The organism is Ramlibacter alkalitolerans (assembly GCF_016722765.1).
GTDB classification, from domain to species: domain Bacteria; phylum Pseudomonadota; class Gammaproteobacteria; order Burkholderiales; family Burkholderiaceae_C; genus Ramlibacter; species Ramlibacter alkalitolerans.
Map to the genome: position 1 here is coordinate 77,476 of NZ_JAEQND010000003.1, position 23,665 is coordinate 101,140.

A 23,665-nucleotide genomic window follows, 5' to 3' on the forward strand; every position below is an offset into this window, starting at 1 on the left:
CCATGGCCAAACGTACCGACATCAAATCGATCCTGATCATCGGGGCCGGCCCGATCATCATCGGCCAGGCCTGCGAGTTCGACTACTCCGGCGTACAGGCCTGCAAGGCCCTGCGCGAGGAGGGCTACAAGGTCATCCTGATCAACTCCAACCCGGCGACGATCATGACGGACCCGGCCACCGCCGACGTCACCTACATCGAGCCGATCACCTGGCAGACGGTGGAGAAGATCATCGCCAAGGAGCGCCCGGATGCCATCCTGCCCACCATGGGCGGGCAGACGGCGCTGAACTGCGCGCTGGACCTCTGGCGCAACGGCGTGCTGCACAAGTACCGCGGCGCCGCCACCAACAAGGCGATCGAGCTGATCGGCGCCACGCCGGAGTCGATCGACAAGGCCGAAGACCGCCTGAAGTTCAAGGAAGCGATGACGCGCATCGGCCTGGGCTCGGCGCGCTCGGGCATCGCCCACACGCTGGAAGAAGCCTGGGGCGTGCAGAAGCAGGTCGGCTTCCCGGCCGTGATCCGCCCCAGCTTCACGCTCGGCGGCACCGGCGGCGGCATCGCCTACAACCCGGAAGAATTCGAGACGATCTGCAAGCGCGGCCTGGAAGCCTCGCCCACCAGCGAACTGCTGATCGAGGAGTCCCTCCTCGGCTGGAAGGAGTTCGAGATGGAGGTGGTGCGGGACAAGAAGGACAACTGCATCATCGTCTGCTCGATCGAGAACCTCGATCCGATGGGCGTGCACACCGGGGACTCGATCACCGTGGCGCCGGCGCAGACGCTGACGGACAAGGAATACCAGATCATGCGCGACGCCTCGCTGGCGGTGCTGCGCGAGATCGGCGTCGACACCGGCGGCTCCAACGTGCAGTTCTCGATCAACCCGCACGACGGCCGCATGATCGTGATCGAGATGAACCCGCGCGTGTCGCGCTCCTCCGCGCTGGCCTCCAAGGCCACCGGCTTCCCGATCGCCAAGGTGGCGGCCAAGCTGGCGGTGGGCTACACGCTCGATGAACTGCGCAACGAGATCACCGGCGGCGCGACGCCCGCGAGCTTCGAGCCTTCGATCGACTACGTCGTCACCAAGATCCCGCGCTTCGCCTTCGAGAAGTTCAAGGACGCCAACGACCGCCTGACCACGCAGATGAAGTCGGTGGGCGAGGTGATGGCCATGGGCCGCACCTTCCAGGAAAGCTTCCAGAAGGCCTTGCGCGGCCTGGAAGTCGGCGTCGACGGCCTGAACCAGAAGACGGTGGACCGAGAGGTGCTGGAAAAGGAACTGGGCGAGCCCGGCCCCGAGCGCATCTGGTACGTGGGCGACGCTTTCGGCATGGGCCTGTCGGTCGACGAGGTCCATGAGCTCACGAAGATCGACAAGTGGTTCCTGGTGCAGATCGAGGAGATCGTGAAGATCGAACTCGACATCGACAAGCTGGTGGACGAAAAGGGCGCCGGTGCGCTGGCCGCCCTCGACGCGCCCACGCTGCGCGCCTTGAAGCGCAAGGGCTTCTCCGACCGCCGGCTGGCCAAGCTGCTCAAGACCACCGACAAGGCGGTGCGCGACGCCCGCAAGAGGCTCAACGTGCGGCCGGTCTACAAGCGCGTCGATACCTGCGCCGCCGAATTCGCCACCAACACGGCCTACATGTATTCGACCTACGAGGACGAGTGCGAGGCCGAACCGACCGACCGCAAGAAGGTCATCGTGCTGGGTGGCGGGCCGAACCGCATCGGCCAGGGCATCGAGTTCGACTACTGCTGCGTGCATGCCGCGCTCGCCCTGCGCGAGGACGGCTACGAGACCATCATGGTCAACTGCAACCCGGAGACGGTCTCGACCGACTACGACACCTCCGACCGCCTGTACTTCGAGCCGCTGACGCTGGAAGACGTGCTGGAGATCGTCGACAAGGAAAAGCCCACCGGCGTGATCGTGCAGTACGGCGGCCAGACGCCGCTGAAGCTGGCCCTGGGGCTGGAGGCCGAGGGCGTGCCGATCGTCGGCACCTCGCCGGACATGATCGATGCCGCCGAAGACCGCGAGCGGTTCCAGAAGCTGCTCAACGAACTGAAGCTGCGCCAGCCGCCCAACGCCACCGCGCGCACGGAGCCGGAGGCGCTGGAGAAGGCGCAGGCCCTGGGCTATCCGCTGGTGGTGCGCCCCTCCTACGTGCTGGGTGGCCGCGCGATGGAGATCGTGCACGAGCAGCGTGACCTCGAGCGCTACATGCGCGAGGCCGTCAAGGTGTCGAACGACTCGCCGGTGCTGCTCGATCGCTTCCTGAACGACGCCATCGAGTGCGACGTGGACTGCATCGCCGACGCCAGCGGCGCCGTGTTCATCGGCGGCGTGATGGAGCACATCGAGCAGGCCGGCGTGCACTCCGGCGACTCGGCCTGCTCGCTGCCGCCGTATTCGCTGTCGCAGGCCACCATCGCCGAACTGAAGCGCCAGACCGCCGCCATGGCCAAGGCGCTGAAGGTCGTCGGCCTGATGAACGTGCAGTTCGCGATCCAGGAGAAGGACGGCCAGGACGTGATCTTCGTGCTGGAAGTCAACCCGCGCGCCTCGCGCACCGTGCCGTACGTGAGCAAGGCGACGGGGATCCAGCTCGCCAAGGTCGCGGCGCGCTGCATGGTCGGCAGGACGCTGGCCCAGCAGGGCATCACGAAGGAAGTCACTCCGCCTTACTTCAGCGTGAAGGAGGCCGTGTTCCCGTTCGTGAAGTTCCCCGGCGTGGACACCATCCTCGGCCCGGAGATGAAGTCCACCGGCGAGGTGATGGGCGTGGGCAAGACCTTCGGCGAGGCCTTCGTCAAGAGCCAGCTCGGTGCGGGCACCCGGCTGCCCAGGCCGAGCGACGCCCAGGGCCAGTCCACCGGCAAGGTGTTCCTCACCGTCAAGGACAGCGACAAGCCGCGCGCGGTGGAAGTCGCCCGCTGCCTGGCGGAGATGGGCTTCCCGCTGGTGGCCACCAAGGGCACGGCGGCGGCCATCCGCGCCGCCGGCATCGCCTGCGAGACGGTCAACAAGGTGACGGAAGGCCGCCCCCACGTGGTCGACATGATCAAGAACAACGAGATCGTGATGGTGATCAACACCGTGGAGGAGCGCCGCAACGCGATCGCCGATTCGCGTGCGATCCGCACCTCGTCGCTGCTGGCGCGGGTGACGACCTTCACGACCATCGCCGGCGCCGAAGCCGCCGTCGAAGGCATGCGGGCGATGGACAACCTGGACGTGATCAGCGTCCAGGAGATGCACGGCCAGCTGGCCTGACCTCGTCAGGGGCGGGGGGGCGAGTCTCCTCGGGATCCTGACCCGTCCGGCGGGTCGCTTCCCGGCCGGGTAGGCCCTGGCCGGCTTCCGCGGCATAATCCGGGAACCCCACCGCCGACCGGCAACGTTCGGCGGTTTGTTTTTTGCTGTGAGAGCAGGCAGGCACCAGACCTCGCCTGCCGAGGAGACCACCCGAGATGGCCACCATTCCCATCACCGTCCGCGGCGCGGAGAAGCTCAAGGCTGAACTGCACCGCCTGAAGACCGTCGACCGGCCGGCGGTCATCACCGCCATTGCCGAGGCCCGCGCCCAGGGCGACCTGTCGGAGAACGCGGAGTACGACGCCGCCAAGGACCGCCAGGGCTTCATCGAAGGCCGCATCCGCGAGCTGGAAGGCAAGCTGGCCGCGGCCCAGGTCATCGATCCCACTTCGCTGGACGCCGGCGGCCGGGTCGTGTTCGGCGCCACCGTCGAACTCGAGGACGAGGACAGCGGCGCCACCGTCAAGTACCAGATCGTGGGCGAGGACGAGGCCGACCTCAAGCAGGGGCTGATCAACATCTCCAGCCCGATCGCCCGCGCCCTCATCGGCAAGGAAGAGGGCGACACGGCCGAAGTGCAGGCCCCCGGCGGCACGCGCAGGTACGAGATCGTCGCCGTCCACTACGTCTGACCGTGCACTGGAAGACCCGCCTGACCGTGTTCGCGGCGGCCCTCTGGTGGGGCAGCCTGAGCGCGATCGGGTTCATGGCGGTGCCGCTGCTGTTCCGCCATGCGCCTTCGGTGTCGGTGGCGGGCCGGCTCGCCGGCGAGCTGTTCGAGGCGCAGGCCTGGCTGAGCCTGGTGTGCGGCATCGTGGTGCTGACGGGCGCGCGCGACGAGGAGGGCGTGGCGACCATGGGCTGGGCCCGCGGCGCCGTCGGCTTCGTGCTGGTGGGGATGCTGTGCGCGCTGCTGCAGCAGTTCGCCGTGGCGCCGCGGATCGTCGTGCGGCAGGACCTGGCGTTCTGGCACAGCTTCGGCACCGCGCTGTTTGCTGCGCAGTGGGTCTGCGCCGCGGTGCTGCTGTGGAAGGTGACGACGCCGCTCAGTCGGCGCGCGTCTTCTTCACCGACTTCTGCTTCGGCTTCGCCTTCTTGACCATCCCGCCCGTGGTGAGCCGCTGGTTGCCCAGCACGCGCACGCGCTTGACCTCCGGCCGCTGGCCGCCGCGACTGGAGTTCTTCACGACCTTGAATTCGCGCGGGCCGGGCTTGCGCTCCTCGTCTTCCGCCTTCGCCTTCTTCGGCTTCGGGCGCCACAGCACCAGCAGCTTGCCGATGTGCTGTATGGGCGCGGCGTTGAGTTCCTCCGCCAGCTGCTGGTAGATCGCTTCGCGCTGCTCGCGGTCGTCCCCCAGCACGCGGACCTTGATCAACCCGTGCGCATTGAGCGCCGCGTTGGTTTCCTTGACGACGGCGGGCGTCAGGCCGTCGTTGCCGATCATCACCACCGGGTCGAGGTGATGGGCTTCGGCCCGATGCGCCTTGCGCTCGGCCACACTCAGTTGAATCGCTGGCATCCGCCTATTATCCGTTGCACATGAAAGTCCGCACCAAAAGCAAGAAGGTCACGAAGTCCTGGTTGAACGACCACGTCAATGACCCGTACGTGAAACTGGCACAGAAGGAGGGCTACCGGGCCCGCGCAGCCTACAAGCTCAAGGAGATCGACGAGACCCTGGGCCTGATCCGGCCGGGGCACCTGGTGGTCGACCTGGGCTCGACGCCGGGTGCGTGGAGCCAGTACGTGCGCCGCAAGCTGGCGCCCGAAGGCGCGGCCGCCGGCGTGCTCGACGGCCAGATCCTGGCGCTGGACATCCTGCCCATGGAACCGGTCGAAGGCGTGACCTTCGTGCAGGGCGACTTCCGCGAGCCGGAGCCCGCCGCCGAACTCGACAAGCTGCTGGCCGGCCGCAAGGCGGACGTGGTGGTCTCGGACATGGCGCCCAACCTGTCGGGCATTGCCTCGTCGGATTCGGCACGCATCGCGCACCTGGTCGAACTGGCGGTCGACTTCGCCGGGACCCACCTCAAACCCGAGGGCGCCCTCGTGTGCAAGGTGTTCCACGGCAGCGGCTACAGCCAGCTGGTGAAGCTGTTCAAGGAAAGGTTCCGGACGGTCAAGCCGCTCAAGCCCAAGGCCTCGCGCGACAAGTCGTCCGAGACCTTCCTGGTCGGGATCGGCCTCAAGAGCTGACCTTGGTGCCCGGCGGCGGCGGCTTGCGATCCAGGTGCTGGATCGCGGCCACGATCATCCGCGGATCGGCCAGCGCGGGCGTCATGCCCCAGCGCCGGTAGGCATCGTTGCCGATGCGCACCATGCCGACGTGGCGGCCCGGCTCCTTGTCGATCTTCGGATCCGGGTCGTAGAAGCCGAGCGAGTAGCGCAGGTCCTCGACCTCCGCGGGCACCCCGGTCAGGAACAGCCAGCCCGGGCCCACGCGATGCAGGCGCGCGAAATCGGCCAGGTCCTGCGGCTTGTCATCTTCCGGCCGCACGGTGAGCGAGTACATGAAGATGTCGCGCCCGATGCGCTCGCGCAGCAGCTGCTGCACGCGCACCAGGTTCTGCGTCATGGGCGGGCAGGTCCTGTTGCAGCCGGCGTACATCATGTTGATCACGACCAGCTTGTCGCGCACGAGGTCGTCGTAGAAGCGCACCGTCCTGCCCTCGTGCGTCTTCAGGCGCACGTTGGGCAGCCTGCCCTTGGCGTTGCGTGCGGCCACCGAGGCCGCCTGCCAGTCGGGCATGTTCAGCATCGATTCGGCCATGCCGGCGAGGGCGACGGCACCGCCGCCGACCAGTTCCAGGGAGCGGAAGTTCATGCGAGTCTCCTTCGGGAATGGGTCGGCTCACACGATGTCCCAGCGCAGCATCATGGCGTGGTCTTCGTGCGTGAGGTTGTGGCAGTGCATCATGTACTTGCCGTTGAAGTCCCGGAAGCGCATGAAGACGCGCACGGTCATCCGCTCGCCGACCACGTAGACATCCTTGCGCCCGCGCTCGATCGGGGGGATCGCGACGGGCACGCCCGCGACCGTCTTGCTCAGGATGCGCCCTTCCTCGAAGTGGATGTGCACCGGGTGCTGCCAGCCGTCGTCGATGTTGGACAGCTCCCAGATCTCGCCGCTGCCGCGCCGCGGCGAAGCGGCCGGCTCGAACACGTTGAAGAAACGGCCGTTGACCGCCCACATGCCGCCCGAGCGCTCGAACTTGAAGCGGCGCACCGGCAGCGTCGCCAGCTCCGCGTCGCTGGGCAGGGGGCGCAGGGGACGCAGCACGGCGGGCACCTGGCTCATGTCGGGCTCGGGCGGGTTGCGGTCGACCACGATCTTCAGCGCGCGGGTGCCGGGGGCCACGACCTTCTCGGGCCGCCGCGTCGTGTTCTGCACCAGCATGTTCACGATGAACAGCTCGGTGCCGAGCGGGAAGCGCGCGAAGTCGATCACGATGTCGGTGCGCTCCGCCGGTGCGATCCGCACGCCGAGCTGGTTGGCGAGCGGGTTGGGCAGCAGGTTGCCGTCGTGGGAGATCACGGTGTACGGGTAGACGCTGCTGCCGGCCCGGTTCTGCAGGTACAGCTCGAAGAAGCGCGTCGGCCCCGTGTTCAGCAGGCGGAAGCGGTACTTGCGGCGGGCCACGCGCAGCACCGGCTCGATCTTGCCGTTGACCAGCAGCTTGTCGCCCAGCACACCCTCGGGATTCAGCTGGTCGAAGGTCATGCGGCCATCGACGTCGAAGCGGCGGTCGGCGAAGGTGAGCGGGTAGTCGTAGGCGCCGCTCGGCAGCCGCAGGCCGGACTGTTCGCTGCCCGAGTCGAGCTCGTCGTAGATGTTGTAGCGACCGGAGAGGCCCTTGAGCACGTTGGGGGCCGTCATGCCCTCGGTGTGGTCGTGATAGAACAGCGAGCCGAGGGCCTCGCGCGGGTCCCCGATGCCGCCGAATTCATCGATGCCGGCGTACAGGTTGGGCCAGAAGTGGTCCTTGAAGGCGCCCGGGCCATTGAGCGTCGGGCCCTTCTTCGCGGGGCTGAAGTAGTCGCCGGCGTAGCCGTCGCTCTCCGAAGGCGTGTGCAGGTTGTGCAGGTGGGTGCTGATCTCCGGCGAGCCGAAGCCGGTGGAGAACGCCGGCAGCGCATTGCGGATGCGGCACAGGATGGGCGTGCCGTAGCGTGCATGGATGGTCGGCCCGGGCGTCGTCGCGCCCGGCGTGTTGCCCTCGAAGCCCCAGATCGGCTGCGGCGGGTAGTACGGGTTGTCGCCGTTGAAGCGCCAGGCGGGGTTCTCCCTGGCCGTCAGCTGGTACTGCACCGGCGTGCCCGCAGGGCCGCCGGGCCCGGTCAGCTCCTCGTAGCGCTGGTGCGCCACGCGCCCGCATTCGCCGCCGGCCGCATTGGCCAGCAGGGTGGGCGCCGGGCTGAGCGCGAAGGGTGCGGGCGCCAGCGGAGTGTCCTGCAGCGGCAGTTCCTCCGCCCAGGGGGTGGTCGGCGGGCTCGGCGGCAGCACCAGCACCTGCGCTTGCGCCTTGCGCTGCACCATCAGCAGGGGGGCTGCCGCAGCAGAGGCCGTCAGCAGCGACCGGCGCGTGATCCCCTTGGGGGCGGCCCGGTCGGCATGTTCGTTGGCTTGTGCCATGTCTTTCTCCTCGTCCGGTGAAAGGGCGGATCGGTCGATTCACATCTGCAGGAAATCGCGGGCGCGGCGGCCCGGCAGGCGCGCCTTGCTGCGGCCTCGAGGGGCCAGGGCAAAGCGAGTCCGCGCCGGCCCCGCGGGGGCAAGCAGGCGGCCGGACCGGGCGGTCCGGCGGTGATCAGCAGAAGTGACTTACGGTCGAGCCGACCGGCGGCATGGACGCCAGGTTCGATCGCCGACCATGGGAGCAGCGCTTGCCGGCAGAGCCACGGGGAAGGGCTGCGGCGAAGCGAGCCGGTGCAGGATCCACCACGCCGGGCAACCCGGATCGACGGGCGGGCAGGACGCTGCGAGCGGGTCGCAGCCCGGGGCCGTGCCCGGGCACACGGTGCCGGCGTCGGCCTTCGGTCGGTAGGAGCCGCGGTACGGGTCGCTGTCCCGCTGCTTGACGACACGCGTCTTGGCCAGCGACTCCACTAACGATGCCTGTTCGATCTGCATTTCTCCACCTCCAAGGCGAGCTGTTCTGGCGCTCGACCCTCAAAATTGCCGTTCTGACGACTCGTCCGGTGTTCTAGGTGTTGGGGTGGCCGGTAGCGAATTCCTCCGATCACTTGCATTTGGTAATCGGTAGGAAAGCTTATAGATGCCCACATTGGTGGTATTCCAGATATGATGCAAAAAGTTACACTTAAGGTATCCGGTTGCATACGAAGCAAAAAATGCGGTCCATCGTGTTAACCCGACAGATCCACCGCACGTGCCCAAAGCTGGGCAAAGGCCAGCATCCATGCGGGTTCCAGTCTCATTCATGGACGCGAAATGTTGGCCGGGCGGCATTCCTACCGTGAACCCTTCAACGAGCTGACTTCGTCCGAAGGGATGAGAATCGATCCGGATGAGCGGCTGAGCGACACTAGCGAAATGCTTAACCATCAGACGTAGTACTTCCACTCGACCATGGGGGTACTGGCGGCAGGTGGTGCGGCCGCGACGACGACTGTCACACTAGCGCCTGCGCAGCGCGGCGTGGGATCGTGTCGTACAGCACGCCGGGTGCCGCGCCTATGGAACGCGTCGCAAAAATGCAGGGTTCGCGCGCTTGAAACCCCTAGAATGGGCTTCACTTGGCACCTGTAGATGGGCTATATGGGCGCAGACCGCCCCGGAGACTCAGTTTGAACAATCAGTGGTTTTCCAAGATCGCCGTCTGGCTGGTGATCGCACTGGTGCTTTTCACCGTATTCAAGCAGTTCGATACCCGTGGCGCCGCTGGCGCGTCCGTCGTGGGCTACTCGGACTTCCTCGAGCAGGTGCGAAACAAGCAGATCAAGAACGCGGTGATCCAGGAGGGCCAGGGCGGCACCGAGATCGTGGCCATCACCAACGATGACCGCAAGGTGCGCACCACCGCCACCTACCTCGATCGCGGGCTGATCGGCGACCTGATCAACAGCGGCGTCAAGTTCGACGTCAAGCCGCGCGAGGAAGGCTCGCTGCTCATGACGCTGCTCGTGAGCTGGGGCCCGATGCTGCTGCTGATCGGCGTGTGGATCTACTTCATGCGGCAGATGCAGGGCGGCGGCAAGGGCGGCGCCTTCAGCTTCGGCAAGAGCAAGGCCCGCATGCTCGACGAGAGCAGCAACCAGATCACCTTCACCGACGTCGCGGGTTGCGACGAGGCCAAGGAAGAAGTCAAGGAAGTGGTCGACTTCCTGAAGGACCCGCAGAAATTCCAGAAGCTCGGGGGCCGCATCCCGCGCGGCCTGCTGCTCGTCGGCCCTCCCGGCACCGGCAAGACCTTGCTCGCCAAGGCCATCGCCGGCGAAGCCAAGGTGCCATTCTTCTCGATCTCCGGCTCCGACTTCGTCGAGATGTTCGTCGGCGTGGGCGCGGCCCGCGTGCGCGACATGTTCGAGAACGCGAAGAAGAACGCCCCCTGCATCATCTTCATCGATGAAATCGACGCCGTCGGCCGCCAGCGCGGCGCCGGTCTCGGCGGCGGCAACGACGAGCGCGAGCAGACCCTCAACCAGATGCTGGTCGAGATGGACGGCTTCGAGACCAACCTCGGCGTGATCGTGATCGCCGCGACCAACCGCCCCGACATCCTGGACGCCGCGTTGCTGCGGCCCGGCCGCTTCGACCGCCAGGTCTACGTCACGCTGCCGGACATCCGCGGCCGCGAGCAGATCCTGAACGTGCACATGCGCAAGATCCCGATCGGCCAGGACGTGAACGCCGCGATCATCGCGCGCGGCACGCCGGGCATGTCGGGCGCCGACCTCGCCAACCTCTGCAACGAGGCCGCCCTGATGGCCGCCCGCCGCAGCGCCCGCGTGGTGGAGATGCAGGACTTCGAGAAGGCCAAGGACAAGATCATCATGGGCCCGGAGCGCAAGTCCATGGTGATGCCGGAAGAGGAACGCCGCAACACCGCGTACCACGAGGCCGGCCACGCCATCATCGGCAAGCTGCTGCCCAAGTGCGACCCGGTGCACAAGGTCACCATCATCCCGCGCGGCCGCGCCCTGGGCGTGACGATGAGCCTGCCCGAGAAGGACCGCTACAGCTACGACCGCGACTACATGCTGAACCAGATCGCGATGCTGTTCGGCGGCCGGATCGCGGAAGAGGTCTTCATGAACCAGATGACGACGGGCGCTTCGAACGACTTCGAGCGCGCCACGCACCTGGCGCGCGACATGGTGATGCGCTACGGCATGTCCGATGCGCTGGGGCCGATGGTCTACGCCGAAAACGAGGGCGAGGTGTTCCTCGGCCGCTCGGTGACCAAGACGACCAACATCTCCGAGCAGACCATGCAGAAGGTCGACCTGGAGGTGCGCCGCATCATCGACGAGCAGTACGCACTGGCCCGCAAGCTGATCGAGGACCACAGCGACAAGATGCACATGATGGCCAAGTCGCTGCTCGAATGGGAAACCATCGACGCCGAGCAGATCGACGACATCATGGCCGGCCGCGAGCCGCGTCCGCCCAAGGACTTCGTGCCGCGCACGCCGCACGGTGGCGGCTCCGCCGGCCCGACGACAGGGGCGGACCCGGCGCCCAACGCGGCGTAAAATCCGCGTGAAGTGTTGACGAAGGGGCCCCCGGGGCCCCTTTCCTTTTGGTCCCGTAGCGCACAATCCCGCCCATGCAGTGGCAGACCGCCCGTTTCCTCCTGGACCTCGCGCAACCGAGGGTGATGGGGATCGTCAACGTCACGCCCGACTCGTTCTCCGATGGGGGGCGTTTCGTCAGCACGCGCAGGGCGCTGGAGCACTGCGAGGAACTGATCCGCCAGGGCGCCGACATCCTCGACATCGGCGGCGAATCCTCGCGTCCGGGCACGGCGCCCGTGCCGCTGGACGAGGAGCGTGCCCGCGTGATGCCGGTGGTGCGCGAGGCCGTGCGACTGGGCGTGCCGCTCTCCGTCGACACCTACAAGCCGGAGGTGATGCAGGAGGCGCTGGACCTCGGCGCCGACATCATCAACGACATCTGGGCGCTGCAGCGGCCCGACGCCATCGGCGTGGTGGCGAACCATCCGGCCTGCGGCGTGTGCCTGATGCACATGCACGGCGAGCCGCAGACCATGCAGCGCTCGCCCATGCAGGGCGATGCGGTGCCGCAGGTGCGCGAGTTCCTGCGCCTGCGCAGCGAGGCGCTGCGGCAGCGCGGCGTCTCGGTCACGCGCATCGCATGGGACCCGGGCATCGGCTTCGGCAAGACGGTCGAACAGAATTTCGCGCTGCTGGCGCGCCAGCGCGAACTGCTGCACGACGGATACCCGCTGCTGGCGGGATGGTCGCGCAAGTCCTCGCTCGGTTCGGTGACGGGCGCGGCGGTGCAGGAGCGGCTGGTGCCCAGCGTGGCAGCGGCCTTGCTGGCAGTGGAGCGCGGCGCCCGCATCGTGCGCGTGCACGACGTGCGCGAGACGGTGGCAGCGCTGAAGGTCTGGGCCGCGGTCCAATCCGCGCCCGGCCCATGACAAGCAGTACAGGGAGCATGACATGAGCAGAACGTATTTCGGCACCGACGGCATCCGCGGCACGGTGGGCGAACCCCCGATCACCCCCGACTTCGTGCTGCGCCTCGCGCACGCGGTGGGCCGCGTCCTCAAGCGCGCCGAAGACCGGCCCACGGTGCTGATCGGCAAGGACACGCGCATCTCCGGCTACATGCTGGAAAGCGCGCTCGAGTCCGGCTTCAACTCCGCCGGCGTCGACGTCGTGCTGCTCGGCCCCTTGCCGACGCCCGGCGTGGCCTACCTCACGCGCGCGCAACGTGCGAGCCTGGGCGTGGTGATCAGCGCCAGCCACAATCCGTATCCCGACAACGGCATCAAGTTCTTCAGCGCCCAGGGCACCAAGCTGCCGGACCAGTGGGAAGCCGACGTCGAGGCCGCCTTGCTGGAAAAGCCGCAGTGGGCCGACTCCGCCACGCTGGGCAAGGCCCGCCGCCTGGACGACGCCGCCGGCCGCTACATCGAGTTCTGCAAGGGCACCTTCGCCCACGAACTCACGCTCAAGGGCATGCGCATCGCCGTCGATTCCGCGCACGGCGCGGCGTACCACATCGCTCCCAAGGTGTTCCACGAACTCGGAGCCGAGGTGTTCTGCATCGGCTGTGCGCCCGACGGCCTGAACATCAACGACAAGGTCGGTGCCACCCATCCCGAGGCGCTGGCGAGCGCCGTGCGTGCGAACCGCGCGGACTTCGGCATCGCCCTCGACGGCGACGCCGATCGCCTGCAGGTGATCGACTCCACCGGCCGCCTGTTCAACGGCGACGAACTGCTGTACCTGATGGTGATGGACCGCATCGCCCAGGGCCAGCGCGTGCCGGGTGCCGTCGGCACGCTCATGACCAACATGGCGGTGGAGGTCGCGCTGAAGGAGCACGACGTCGAGTTCGTGCGCGCCAAGGTCGGCGACCGCTACGTGCTGGAAGAACTCGAGAAGCGCGGCTGGTTGCTGGGCGGCGAAGGCTCCGGCCACCTGCTGGCGCTGGACAAGCACACCACCGGCGACGGCCTGATCAGCGCATTGCAGGTGCTCAAGGCCGTCGCGCGCAGTGGCAAGTCGCTCGCGCAGTTGCTGGAGGGCGTGCAACTCTTCCCGCAGACGCTGATCAACGTGCGCCTGCAGCCCGGGCAGGACTGGAAGAAGAACGAGCGCCTCGACACCGAGTGCGAGAGCCTGCGCCGCGAGCTCGATGGCTCCGGCCGCGTCCTGATCCGCGCCAGCGGCACCGAGCCAGTGCTGCGCGTGATGGTGGAAGCGCGCGACGAACAGGCCGCCAAGCGCGGCGCGGAGCGCCTCGCCGAAGCCGTCCGGGCGGGTTGAAGCGGCGCCGGCAACAAGAACCTGTTGTTCCGCGACCACCATTTCGCCCCACCTTGGAGCCGGCCGATCCGGCCGTTGGTGCCGATCTGCGGTGAGTACGTCGCGCCGCAGCCACATAGGTAATCTTTCACTGGGCAGAGGCTTTGCGCTGGGTCTACATTGAACCCATGCGCTCCGCTTCCACCCTCCTGCCACGCTGTTCCAGCCTCGCCGCCGCGGCGTGCCTGGCGTGTGGCTGCGCAGCCGTGCAGGCGCAGGCGCTCTCGGCCAACTACACGCTCACCGCGCCTTCCCTGATGGCGGAGCCGGAGGTCGTGCCGGTCTCGCCCCTGGCCGCCTGGGGGCCGGTGCGCCTCTCGGGCGCCCGCTCGGGCAGCGGCAGCGGGCTGTCGCTGGAAGCGGGCGAGAACTGGTTCGCCCGTGCCGGCCTCGGCCGCAGCCTCGAAGGCGACGCCCTGAGCCTCGGTGGCGGCTACCGCTTCACCAGCGGCGAAGCGCTCTCCATGACGGTCACGCGCCAGCTCGGGCAGGAACGCCTGGGCCTCGCCGTGCGCTACGACTGGCGGCAGTCCTACCTGCGGCTGTCGTACGACCAGCCCCTGCGCACGCCCGGCGCCGTCGACCGCCTGCGCTTCTCGGCCGGCGTCCGCTTCTAAGGCCTTCCTTCTCCACGTCGTCCCCGCGCTGGCGCGAGCCTGGCGCAGGGATGCGCTTGCACTGCGCGTGAAGGCGCCCGGCCCGCCGCGGCGGCGATGTCACGGGCCTGTCACGAACGCTCCCTAGAGTCCACGCAAGCACTTCCAACCCCGAAGGTGATTGCATGAACTTCCGCATCCGCACGGCTTCCCTGGTCCTCGCCGGACTGGCGCTCGCCGGTGCCGCCGCCGCCCAGGACGTGACGGGCGCCGGCGCCAGCTTCCCCGCGCCGCTGTATGCCAAATGGGCGTCCGACTACCACAAGGCGACCGGTGCCCGCATCAACTACCAGTCGGTCGGCTCCGGCGCCGGCATCCAGCAGATCGAGGCCGGGACGGTGGACTTCGGCGCCTCCGACATGCCCTTGAAGGACGGGGAGCTCAAGGCCAGGGGCCTGGTGCAGTTCCCCACGGTGGTCGGCGGCGTGGTGCCGGTCGTGAACATCCCCGGGCTGGCGGCCGGGCAACTGCGCCTGAGCGGCCCGGTGCTGGCGGACATCTACCTGGGCAGGATCGCGAAGTGGAGCGACCCGGCCCTCACCGCGCTCAATCCAGGCGTGAAGCTGCCGGATGCGCCGATTGCCGTCGTGCGCCGCGCCGACGGCTCGGGCACCAGCTTCATCTTCACCAACTACCTGTCCAAGGTGAGCCCGGACTGGAAGGCGAAGGTGGGCGAGGGCACCGCCGTGAACTGGCCGACCGGCGCGGGTGGCAAGGGCAACGAGGGCGTCGCCGCCTTCGTACGCCGCCTGCCCAACTCCATCGGCTACGTGGAATACGCGTACGTGAAGCAGAACAGGATGACCTACGCGCTGCTGCAGAACGCGGCCGGTCGCTTCGTGGCACCCGAGGACACGGCCTTCAAGGCGGCCGCCGCCGGCGCGGAGTGGGCGAAGACCTTCCACCAGATCCTCACCAACCAGCAGGGTGCCGACGCGTGGCCGATCACCGGCGCCACCTTCATCCTGATGCACAAGGCGCAGGAGAAGCCTGCGCAGGCCAGCGCCACGCTGAAGTTCTTCGAGTGGGCGTACCGCAACGGCGACAGGACGGCCGACGACCTGGACTACGTGCCGATGCCGGCGGCGGTGAAGGCCCAGGTGGAAAGGCTGTGGGCCACCGAGATCCGGGACGCGAGCGGCAAGTCCGCCGCTGCGAAGTAGGAAGAAGCTGTCCGTAACGCGGCATGGACCGAGCTTCCACCCTCGTCGGCGTCCCCGCCCTCGGTGTTCCGCTGTCCGCGCCGGCCGGCCGCCTGCGCCGCGCCGCCGCGATCGATCACGTGTTCGGCTGGACGGCGCGGCTCGCCGCCCTGCTGACGCTGGCCGTGCTGGCGGGCATCCTCGTCTCCCTGCTGGTGGGCGCCTGGCCAGCGATCGAGAGATACGGCCTGGGCTTCTTCACCAGCAGCGTGTGGGACCCGGTGGGCGAGTCCTTCGGCGGCGCCGCGATGATCTACGGCACCATGGCGACCTCGCTGATCGCGTTGGCGATCGCGGTGCCCGTGAGCTTCGGGATCGCGCTGTTCCTGACCGAACTCTCGCCGGCGTGGCTGAAGCGCCCGCTCGGCACCGCGATCGAACTGCTGGCCGCCGTGCCATCCATCGTCTACGGCATGTGGGGCCTGCTGGTGTTCGGCCCCATCCTCGCCGCCTGGGTGCAGCAGCCGCTGCAGGCCGCCTTCGCCGGGGTGCCGCTGCTCGGGCCGCTGTTCTCCGGCCCGCCGGTGGGCCTCGGCATCCTGGCTGCCGGGATCATCCTGGCGATCATGATCATCCCCTTCATCGCCGCGGTGATGCGCGACGTGTTCGAGGTGACGCCGCCCATGCTCAGGGAGTCGGCGTATGCACTCGGCTCGACGACCTGGGAGGTGGTGTTCCGCGTGGTGCTGCCCCACACCAAGGCCGGCGTGATCGGCGGGATCATGCTGGGGCTGGGCCGCGCGCTGGGCGAGACGATGGCCGTCACTTTCGTGATCGGCAACTTCAACCAGCTCGACACGCCGAGCCTGTTCGCACCGGCCAACAGCATCACGTCGGCCCTCGCCAATGAATTCGCCGAAGCCGGGCAGGGCATGCACCAGTCCGCGCTGGTCTACCTGGGCCTGGTGCTGTTCCTCATCACCTTCGTCGTGCTCTCGCTGTCGAAGCTGTTGCTCGCGCGGCTGCGCCGCAACGAGGGAGCGCCGGCGTGACCGAGGCAGAGCGCAAGTACCTGGCGCGCAAGCGCGTCAACCGCATCGCGCTGGCGCTCTCGCTGGCGGCCATGGCCTTCGGCGTGTCCTGGCTGGTCTGGATCCTGTGCGAGACGGTGCGGCTCGGCTTCGGCGGACTGGCCTGGACGACGATCAGCGAGATGACGCCGCCGCCGAACGAGGGCGGCGGCATCCTGAACGCGATCTGGGGCTCGGTGCTGATGGTGCTGCTGGCCACCTTCGTCGGCACGCCCGTCGGCATCATGGCCGGCATCTACCTGGCCGAATACGACCGCCACGGCTGGCTCGGATCGACCACGCGCTTCGTCAACGACATCCTGCTGTCCGCGCCCTCCATCGTGATCGGCCTGTTCGTCCATGCCGTCGTGGTGGCGCGCTTCAGGCACTTTTCGGGCTGGGCCGGCGCCATCGCGCTGGCGTTGATCGTGATCCCGATCGTGATCCGCACCACCGAGAACATGCTGCTCCTGGTGCCGGCGGGCCTGCGCGAGGCCGCCCATGCGCTCGGCGCGCCGAAATGGAAGGTGATTTCCGGCATCACGCTGCGCGCCGCGCGCGCGGGCGTGGTCACCGGCGTGCTGCTGGCGGTGGCCCGCATCTCGGGCGAGACCGCGCCGCTGCTCTTCACGGCCTTGAACAACCAGTTCTTCACCTCCGACCTGTCGCAGCCGATGGCCAGCCTGCCGGTGACCATCTTCAGGTTCGCCATGAGCCCGTACGAGAACTGGCAGCAGCTCGCCTGGGCCGGCGTCTTCCTCATCACGCTGGCCGTGCTGGCCCTGAACATCCTGGCGCGCGTCGTCACCCGCAGCAAGCACTGAACGGATCCATGCAAGCCACGCTCCCTCCCTCGCCGGTGCGCACCAGCCTCTCGGTGCGCAAGCTGAATTTCTACTACGGCAAGTACCACGCGCTGAAGAACATCGATCTCGACATCCCGGAGAAGAAGGTCACGGCCTTCATCGGCCCTTCCGGCTGCGGCAAGTCCACGCTGCTGCGCACCTTCAACCGCATGTACCAGCTCTACCCGGACCAGCGCGCGGAGGGTGAGATCGCCTTCGACGGCGAGAACCTGCTGACGTCGAAGAAGGACGTGGCCCTGATCCGCGCCCGGATCGGCATGGTGTTCCAGAAACCCACGCCCTTCCCGATGTCCATCTACGACAACATCGCCTTCGGCGTGCGCCTGTTCGAGAACCTCGAGGAGGCAGACATGGACGAGCGGGTGGAGTGGGCGCTGGAGAAGGCGGCCCTGTGGGGCGAGGTGAAGGGCAAGCTGCACCAGAGCGGCGCCGGCTTGTCGGGCGGCCAGCAGCAGCGCCTGTGCATCGCGCGCGGCATCGCCATCAAGCCCGAGGTGCTGCTGCTGGACGAACCCTGTTCTGCGCTGGACCCGATCTCCACCGGCAAGATCGAGGAGCTGATCGCCGAGCTGAAGAAGGACTACACCGTGGTGATCGTCACGCACAACATGCAGCAGGCCGCCCGTGTGTCCGACTACACCGCCTACATGTACCTGGGAAACCTGGTGGAAGTGGGCGAGACGGAGCAGATCTTCTTCCAGCCGCGGCGCCAGGAAACCGAGGACTACATCACCGGCCGCTTCGGCTGATGGAGGGCACGGCGATGCTGGACAAGCACCTATCCACCCAGTTCGACAGCGAGCTCGATGCCCTGTCGTCGCGGGTGATGGAACTCGGCGGACTGGTGGAGTCGCAGATCCGCCAGGCCACCTACGCGCTTGCGAACTTCAGCGACGAGGCCGCGGGACAGGTCGTCGAAACCGAGCACCGGGTGAACCTGATGGAGCTGGAGATCGACCGCGAGCTGTCCTCGATCATCGCGCGGCGCCAGCCGACCGCGCGCGACCTGCGGCTGCTGATGGCGATCTCGCGCGTCACCGCCAACCTGGAGCGCGTGGGCGACGAGGCGGAGCGGGTGGCGCGGATGGTGCGCTCCATCCTGGCCCGCAGCGGCACCGCCCGCTCGCTGCCGGCCGGCGAACTGCGCGTGGCATCGGACCTCGCCTCGGCCGGGCTGCGCAAGTCGCTGGACGCCTTCGCGCGCCTGGACTGCGCCAGCGCCGTGGCGATCCTGAAGGAGGACGACGCGCTCGACCGCGAGTTCGACGGCTTCGTGCGCAAGCTGATCACGTACATGATGGAAGACCCGCGCACCATTTCCAGCAGCCTCGACCTGTTGTTCATCGCCAAGGCCATCGAGCGCATCGGCGACCATGCCAAGAACATCTCGGAATGCATCATCTACGTCGTCAAGGGCGCCGACGTGCGGCACAGTACGATGGAGCAGATCGAGTCCACCGTGAAATCCCGCGGATGAAGCAGCCAGCCCGCATCCTGATCGTCGAGGACGAACCCGCGATCGCCGAACTGATCGCGGTGAACCTGCGCCACAACGGCCTGGCCCCCGTCTGGGCCGAGGACGGCGAGGCCGCGCAGCGCGAGATCGATGCCGTGCTGCCGGACGCGATCCTCCTGGACTGGATGCTGCCCGGCGCGACGGGCGTGCAGCTCGCACGGCGCTGGCGCGGCGACGCGCGCACCCGGGGCGTGCCCATCCTCATGCTCACCGCGCGCGGCGACGAACCGGACAAGGTCGCGGGCCTGGACGCCGGCGCCGACGACTACATCACCAAGCCCTTTTCCACCCAGGAACTGCTGGCGCGCATCCGCGCCGTGCTGCGGCGGCGCGCGCCGGAAAAGAGCGAGGAGCGCGTCGCGCTGGCCGGGCTGACCCTCGACGCGGCGACGCATCGTGTCTCCTGGGAGGGCAAGCCGCTGAAGCTCGGCCCCACCGAATTCAAGCTGCTGCATTACCTGATGAAGCATCCGGAGCGCGTGCACAGCCGTCAGCAACTGCTGGATCGCGTCTGGGGTGACCACGTGTTCCTCGAGGAACGCACGGTGGATGTGCACGTCAAGCGGCTGCGCGAGGCGCTGGGCCCAGCCGGCGGGCTGGTGGAGACGGTGCGCGGCGCCGGCTATCGCATCACGGCGCAGCCGGCGGGCGCGTGAGCGCGCGCGTCTTCATCTTCCTTTCCTGCCTCGCCGGCGGCGGCGTCATCGGCTGGCTGCTGGAAGCGTGGCCCGGCGCCACGCTCGGTGTCGCGGCCGGCGCGGCGCTCTGGTTCACGCTCGACACCTTCGCGGCCACCCGCGTGCTGCGCTGGCTGGAGGCCGGCCAGTTGCGCGGCGCGCCCACGCTCGCGGGCGCCTGGGGCCGGGCGGCGGCGCGGGCCCGGCGGGCGCTGGCTGCGCGCGAGGAGCGCGCCGACGACGCCGAGCGGCGGCTGCACGCCTTCCTCGATGCGATCCGGACCTCGCCCAATGGCGTGGTGCTGCTCGATGCGCGCGGCGGCATCGAGTGGTTCAACCAGACCGCGGCCAACCACCTCGGGCTCGATTTCCAGCGCGACCTGCAGCAGCAGGTGGTCAACCTGCTGCGCGATCCGCGCTTCACCGAGTTCTATCACGCCGGCCACTACACGGGCGACGTCGTCATCGATGCAGCGGGCAGCACGCCCGCGCGGCCGCGCCGCATCGCCCTGCACGTGCATCCCTACGGCGAAGGCCGCCGGCTGCTGCTCTCGCGCGACGTGACGGCGGTGGAGCAGGCCGAGGCCATGCGGCGCGACTTCGTCGCCAACGTCTCGCACGAGATCCGCACGCCGCTGACGGTGCTGGCGGGCTTCGTCGAGACCCTGCAGACGCTGGAGCTCGCCGCGCCCGAGCAGGAGCGCTACCTCGGCCTGATGGCGCAGCAGGCGCAGCGCATGCAGATGCTGGTGGCCGACCTGCTGGTGCTGTCCCGCCTGGAAGGCAGCCCGCCGCCGGGAGCAGGCGAGTGGATGGCCATGCAGGGGCTGATGGCGCAATGCGAGCAGGAAGCGCGCGCGCTGGCGGCCGTCCAGGCCAAGACCCTGCGGCTGGTGTTCGATGCCGGCGACGGGATGGCCGTGGCCGGGGCGCCGGGTGAACTCCAGAGCGCCTTGTCCAACCTGGTGAGCAACGCAGTGCGCTACACGCCCTCCGGCGGCACGGTGGAAGTGCGCGCGAGCCCGACGCCACAGGGCGGCGTGGCGCTGTCCGTGCGCGATACCGGGCCGGGCATCGCGCCGGAACACCTGCCCCGGCTGACCGAGCGCTTCTACCGGGTCGACCGCAGCCGCTCGCGCGAAAGCGGCGGCACCGGCCTGGGGCTGGCGATCGTCAAGCACATCGTGCAGCGGCACGGGGGCGAACTGCGCATCGAGAGTGCGCCCGGCCGCGGCTCCACCTTCACCATGGTGCTGCCGCCCGGCCGCGTGCGCGTGCAGCAGCCGGATGTCACGCGTTCCTAAGCCGCAACCGTGATGCGGCTGTCGCGCACGGCGCGCCACAGGATCAGCGGCAGCACGATGGCCAGCACCGCCAAGGCGAAGCTGCTGCCGATCCAGAAGGCGGCGGGGCTCTGCAGCGCCGGCCAGGTGCCGACCCCCCGGTACGCGAGCTGGTAGCCCCCCAGCACGCCTACGCCCCACAGCAGAATGCAGTAGGCCACCAGCGGCGCCACGGTCACGCGGTAGGAACGCAGCATGAACACGCACAGCGCCTGCATCGCATCGCCGAAGTGGTACACGGCCACCCACGCGAGCAGGCCGGTGGCGACGGCGGCGACCTGCCGGTCCGACGAGTAGAGCGAGGCGAGGCCGCTGCGCGCCAGCATCATCGCGCAGCCCATGACCACCGCCAGCGTCAGCCCGATGCGAAAGCCGGTGCGGATGCTGCCGCGGGCCTTCTTCGCCTCGCCGGCCCCGAGCCAGTAGCTCACCCGCGCGCTGGTGGCGATCGCGATCGACAGCGGCACCATGTACATCACCGCCGCCAGGTTGGCGGCGATCTGGTGGGCGGCCGAGGCCAGCGTTCCCTGGCGGGCGATGAACAGCGACATCAGCGTGAAGGACGTGACCTCCACCATGATCGCCAGGCCCGCCGGGATGCCCAGGCGCGCGAACTCCGCGATGGTGCGCCAGTGCGGCGGCTCCGGCGGCCGCCATACCGCGTACGGCGCGTACAGCGCGCTGGTGCGCACCATCCAGAGCGCGATCGCCACGAACAGGTAGTTCACGACCACGGTGGCCCAGGCGCAGCCCACCGCGCCCATGGCGGGCACGCCGGCGCCGCCGAAGGCGAACCAGATCGTCAGCGGCACCTTCACCAGCATCGAGGCGAGCTGCAGCCAGGTCACGAGCTGCGGATGCCCGAGGCTCTGGTTCAGGGTGCTGTACATCCGGAACAGCAGCGCCGGCGGCAGCGCCAGCGCCAGCACCGAAAGGTACTGGCGCACGTCGTCCTGCAGTGCGGGCGGTACTTCCGTGCCTTGCAGCAGCGTGTTGGGGAACAGCAGCCCGAAGACGCCGGCCACGCTGGCCAGCACCGCGAGGTACAGCGCCTGCCGCACGGAGCGCCCGACCTCCTCGTGCCGCCGGCCGCCGTGCAGCTCGGCCCAGATCGGCAGGAGCGCCTGCAGCACGCCCATGAGCGCGACGAAGACCGTGATGTAGACCGCCGAGCCGACGGAGAGCGCCGCCAGTGCCTGCTGCGAATAACGCCCGGCCACGATCGTGTCCGTGATGCCGAAGGCCATGGTGGCCAGCTGGCCCGCCAGCACCGTGCCGGCGTGGCGCGCGATGATGCCGCGTTCGCTCGCGCCAGCTCCGGCGCTCACGGGACCTGCTTGTACAGGAGCACGTTCTCGCGCGTGTCCGTCGGCCGCGGGATGCTGGCCACCAGCTTCCAGCGCGCCGGCGCGAACGCCATCGGCACCGAGGCCTGCAGCTCCTCCGAGGCGATCAGCCAGGGGCAGGCGCTGGGCGCCGCCGCCATGTGCAGGTCCAGCTTGCCGTGGTAGCGCAGTGCGGCGACCTGCGCGCGCGTGAGGCCGAACACCTCGACGCAACCGGGCGCGTCCATGCGCGCCCGCACCCGCTCCACCAGCGGCGCATAGCTGCGCGCGTAATCGAGCACCGGCAGCCACAGCGTCATCACCAGCAGCCAGCCGAGCGCGGAGCCGCCCGCCGGCAGCACCAGGCTCTTCCAGATCGCCTCGCGGCTGCGCGCGGTGCGCCAGCGCACCAGCGCGATCCAGGCGAGGGTGGCCGCCAGTGCGACCACGAAGGGCAGCAGCGAGAACGAGGGCACGAAGCCGGGCGCGAGCCGCGCCACGTTGGCGGCCGGCTTGGGCGGCACGCCCGTCTGCAGCGAGATCCAGATCACCCAGATGACCAGGGCGCAGCCGCTGAAGAACAGCAGGGTGAACCAGTCGATCAGCGCCGACACGCTGCGCTTGAAGGTCGGCAGCGCGAACGCGGCGAGCGTCGCCATGGCGGGCAGGCTCAGGAGCAGGGCGCGGTCGGGGTTGGGCGCGAGCACCGAGGTGAGGATGCCCACCACCGCGAACCACAGCGGCAGCGCCACGTGGCGCTGCCCCAGCTGGCGCCGCCAGCGCCACACCGTCCACAGCGCCAGCGGCCAGGCCGGCCAGGTGAACCAGGCCAGCAGGCGGCCGATCGAGGGCCAGTCGCGCGTCGCGGCGAAGGGGCCGGGCGTGAGGCGCCACTCCCACATGTCGAACGCGGCGGCGACCACCCCGGCGGCGAGCCCCACGGCGACGATCAGCGCCGCGCCGCGGCTGCCGCGCGTGTCGGTCGCGGCGTCCTGCGGCGCACCGGCGAAGTGCAGCACTGCGCCGCCGAGCGCGAACAGGCTCGCCATGGCGGGCGCGCCGCTCAGGCCGAGGCCGGCCAGGCCGGCACCGAGGGCCAGCGTCGGCACGGTCATGCGGTACGGCAGCGCCGCCAGCCCATAGAAGGTGAGGGCGGTGAACCCGAGCTGCGCCAGGGCGGGCGTCGTTTCGTGCGAGAGCTGCGCCAGCCCGAGGCAGGCGATCAGGGCCAGCAGGCCGCCGTCGGCCATGGCGCGCGCGTAGTCGGTGGGGTGCGCCTCGCCGCCGAAGGCGAAGGGCACGGGCTGCGCGCCCGGCGTGCGGGCCAGGAAGTAGACGCCGTACCAGGTGGCCAGCAGCGTCAGCACCAGCAGGGCGATGAAGGGGATGCGCGCGGCGAAGTCGGCGGTCAGCCAGGCCGGTGCGATGCGCATCGCCCAGGCACCCAGCCAGTAGGGCAGCAGGGCGTCGAATTCGGGGGGCTGCCCCAGCAGGTCCGGGTTGAGCCACTGGGCGTCGCCCAGGGCCAGCTCGTACATGTAGCCGAACGCCATGATGTCCGCGTTCTTCCACGGCTCGCGGCCGATGAAGCCGGGCAGCACGTACGCCGCGCAGAACAGCAGCAGCGCCAGCCTGGGCAGGCGGCGCACGGCGCCCTGGGTGACGATGGCGGGGGTCGGCTGATTCACGCGCGCGAGTTTGTCACAGGCCGGCA

The 23,665-nt window shown here is 68.9% G+C and carries 20 protein-coding genes; 15 read left to right on the forward strand and 5 right to left on the reverse strand.

Annotated elements, in window-relative coordinates:
• The first annotated feature begins 2 nt into the window (after window positions 1-2).
• From carB to JI746_RS05715, 3 genes are all read left to right on the forward strand, one after another.
• Window positions 3-3,290 carry a carbamoyl-phosphate synthase large subunit gene (gene carB, locus JI746_RS05705; RefSeq protein WP_201687850.1) on the forward strand — a complete coding sequence of 1,096 codons (3,288 nt, stop codon included), beginning with the start codon at window positions 3-5 and terminating at the stop codon, window positions 3,288-3,290.
• Window positions 3,291-3,487: 197 nt separating this feature from the next.
• Window positions 3,488-3,964 carry a transcription elongation factor GreA gene (greA, locus tag JI746_RS05710; RefSeq protein WP_201687851.1) on the forward strand — a complete coding sequence of 159 codons (477 nt, stop codon included), beginning with the start codon at window positions 3,488-3,490 and terminating at the stop codon, window positions 3,962-3,964.
• 2 nt (window positions 3,965-3,966) lie between these two features.
• Window positions 3,967-4,431, forward strand: a complete 465-nt coding sequence (locus tag JI746_RS05715; protein WP_330892951.1) for a DUF4149 domain-containing protein — start codon at window positions 3,967-3,969, stop codon at window positions 4,429-4,431.
• Here JI746_RS05715 and JI746_RS05720 read toward each other — a convergent pair.
• Window positions 4,379-4,852, reverse strand: a complete 474-nt coding sequence (locus JI746_RS05720) for a YhbY family RNA-binding protein (protein ID WP_201687852.1) — start codon at window positions 4,850-4,852, stop codon at window positions 4,379-4,381. The genes JI746_RS05715 and JI746_RS05720 overlap by 53 nt on opposite strands.
• 20 nt (window positions 4,853-4,872) lie before the next feature.
• Here JI746_RS05720 and JI746_RS05725 point away from each other — a divergent pair, with 20 nt between their 5' ends.
• Window positions 4,873-5,529, forward strand: a complete 657-nt coding sequence (locus tag JI746_RS05725) for an RlmE family RNA methyltransferase (protein ID WP_201687853.1) — start codon at window positions 4,873-4,875, stop codon at window positions 5,527-5,529.
• Here the strand turns inward: JI746_RS05725 and JI746_RS05730 are convergent.
• On the reverse strand, window positions 5,519-6,157 hold the full coding sequence (locus JI746_RS05730; RefSeq protein WP_201687854.1) for an SCO family protein: 639 nt from the start codon (window positions 6,155-6,157) through the stop codon (window positions 5,519-5,521). The two genes, JI746_RS05725 and JI746_RS05730, sit on opposite strands and share 11 nt — an antisense overlap.
• Before the next feature lie 27 nt (window positions 6,158-6,184).
• Window positions 6,185-7,966, reverse strand: coding sequence for a multicopper oxidase family protein (locus tag JI746_RS05735; RefSeq protein WP_236599607.1), 1,782 nt, complete (start codon window positions 7,964-7,966; stop codon window positions 6,185-6,187).
• A 1,175-nt stretch (window positions 7,967-9,141) separates the two neighbouring features.
• On the opposite strand from JI746_RS05735, the gene ftsH reads away from it, so the two are divergent.
• The 11 genes from ftsH (at window position 9,142) to phoR (ending at window position 20,587) form a co-directional block, all read left to right on the forward strand.
• A complete protein-coding gene (ftsH, locus tag JI746_RS05740) occupies window positions 9,142-11,049 on the forward strand; it encodes an ATP-dependent zinc metalloprotease FtsH (RefSeq protein WP_201687855.1) in 1,908 nt (635 codons plus the stop codon).
• A gap of 74 nt (window positions 11,050-11,123) precedes the next feature.
• The gene (gene folP / locus JI746_RS05745; RefSeq protein ID WP_201687856.1) at window positions 11,124-11,960 is read left to right on the forward strand and encodes a dihydropteroate synthase; all 837 of its coding nucleotides are present in this window, start codon (window positions 11,124-11,126) and stop codon (window positions 11,958-11,960) included.
• A gap of 22 nt (window positions 11,961-11,982) precedes the next feature.
• Window positions 11,983-13,317, forward strand: a complete 1,335-nt coding sequence (gene glmM, locus JI746_RS05750) for a phosphoglucosamine mutase (protein ID WP_201687857.1) — start codon at window positions 11,983-11,985, stop codon at window positions 13,315-13,317.
• Between the two features lie 167 nt (window positions 13,318-13,484).
• The gene (locus JI746_RS05755) at window positions 13,485-13,973 is read left to right on the forward strand and encodes a hypothetical protein (RefSeq protein ID WP_201687858.1); all 489 of its coding nucleotides are present in this window, start codon (window positions 13,485-13,487) and stop codon (window positions 13,971-13,973) included.
• Between the two features lie 164 nt (window positions 13,974-14,137).
• Window positions 14,138-15,175: a phosphate ABC transporter substrate-binding protein PstS gene (gene pstS, locus JI746_RS05760; protein ID WP_201687859.1), complete on the forward strand. Its 1,038-nt coding sequence runs from the start codon at window positions 14,138-14,140 to the stop codon at window positions 15,173-15,175.
• 23 nt (window positions 15,176-15,198) lie between these two features.
• Complete coding sequence (gene pstC, locus JI746_RS05765; RefSeq protein WP_201687860.1) at window positions 15,199-16,206, forward strand: phosphate ABC transporter permease subunit PstC; 1,008 nt, start codon at window positions 15,199-15,201, stop codon at window positions 16,204-16,206.
• Window positions 16,203-17,048: a phosphate ABC transporter permease PstA gene (gene pstA / locus JI746_RS05770; RefSeq protein ID WP_201687861.1), complete on the forward strand. Its 846-nt coding sequence runs from the start codon at window positions 16,203-16,205 to the stop codon at window positions 17,046-17,048. The genes pstC and pstA overlap by 4 nt, the downstream gene beginning before the upstream one ends.
• An 8-nt stretch (window positions 17,049-17,056) precedes the next feature.
• On the forward strand, window positions 17,057-17,839 hold the full coding sequence (gene pstB / locus JI746_RS05775) for a phosphate ABC transporter ATP-binding protein PstB (protein ID WP_201687862.1): 783 nt from the start codon (window positions 17,057-17,059) through the stop codon (window positions 17,837-17,839).
• 14 nt (window positions 17,840-17,853) lie between these two features.
• Window positions 17,854-18,567 carry a phosphate signaling complex protein PhoU gene (gene phoU, locus JI746_RS05780; protein WP_201687863.1) on the forward strand — a complete coding sequence of 238 codons (714 nt, stop codon included), beginning with the start codon at window positions 17,854-17,856 and terminating at the stop codon, window positions 18,565-18,567.
• A complete protein-coding gene (gene phoB, locus JI746_RS05785; protein ID WP_201687864.1) occupies window positions 18,564-19,262 on the forward strand; it encodes a phosphate regulon transcriptional regulator PhoB in 699 nt (232 codons plus the stop codon). The genes phoU and phoB overlap by 4 nt, the downstream gene beginning before the upstream one ends.
• Window positions 19,259-20,587 carry a phosphate regulon sensor histidine kinase PhoR gene (phoR, locus tag JI746_RS05790; RefSeq protein WP_201687865.1) on the forward strand — a complete coding sequence of 443 codons (1,329 nt, stop codon included), beginning with the start codon at window positions 19,259-19,261 and terminating at the stop codon, window positions 20,585-20,587. Before phoB ends, phoR begins: the two co-directional genes overlap by 4 nt.
• Here the strand turns inward: phoR and JI746_RS05795 are convergent.
• Window positions 20,584-21,954 (reverse strand): MATE family efflux transporter, encoded by a 1,371-nt coding sequence (locus tag JI746_RS05795; RefSeq protein ID WP_330892952.1) that lies wholly within the window; start codon window positions 21,952-21,954, stop codon window positions 20,584-20,586. The genes phoR and JI746_RS05795 overlap by 4 nt on opposite strands.
• Window positions 21,951-23,639 carry a hypothetical protein gene (locus tag JI746_RS05800; RefSeq protein ID WP_201687866.1) on the reverse strand — a complete coding sequence of 563 codons (1,689 nt, stop codon included), beginning with the start codon at window positions 23,637-23,639 and terminating at the stop codon, window positions 21,951-21,953. The genes JI746_RS05795 and JI746_RS05800 overlap by 4 nt, the downstream gene beginning before the upstream one ends.
• Window positions 23,640-23,665: the final 26 nt, after the last annotated feature.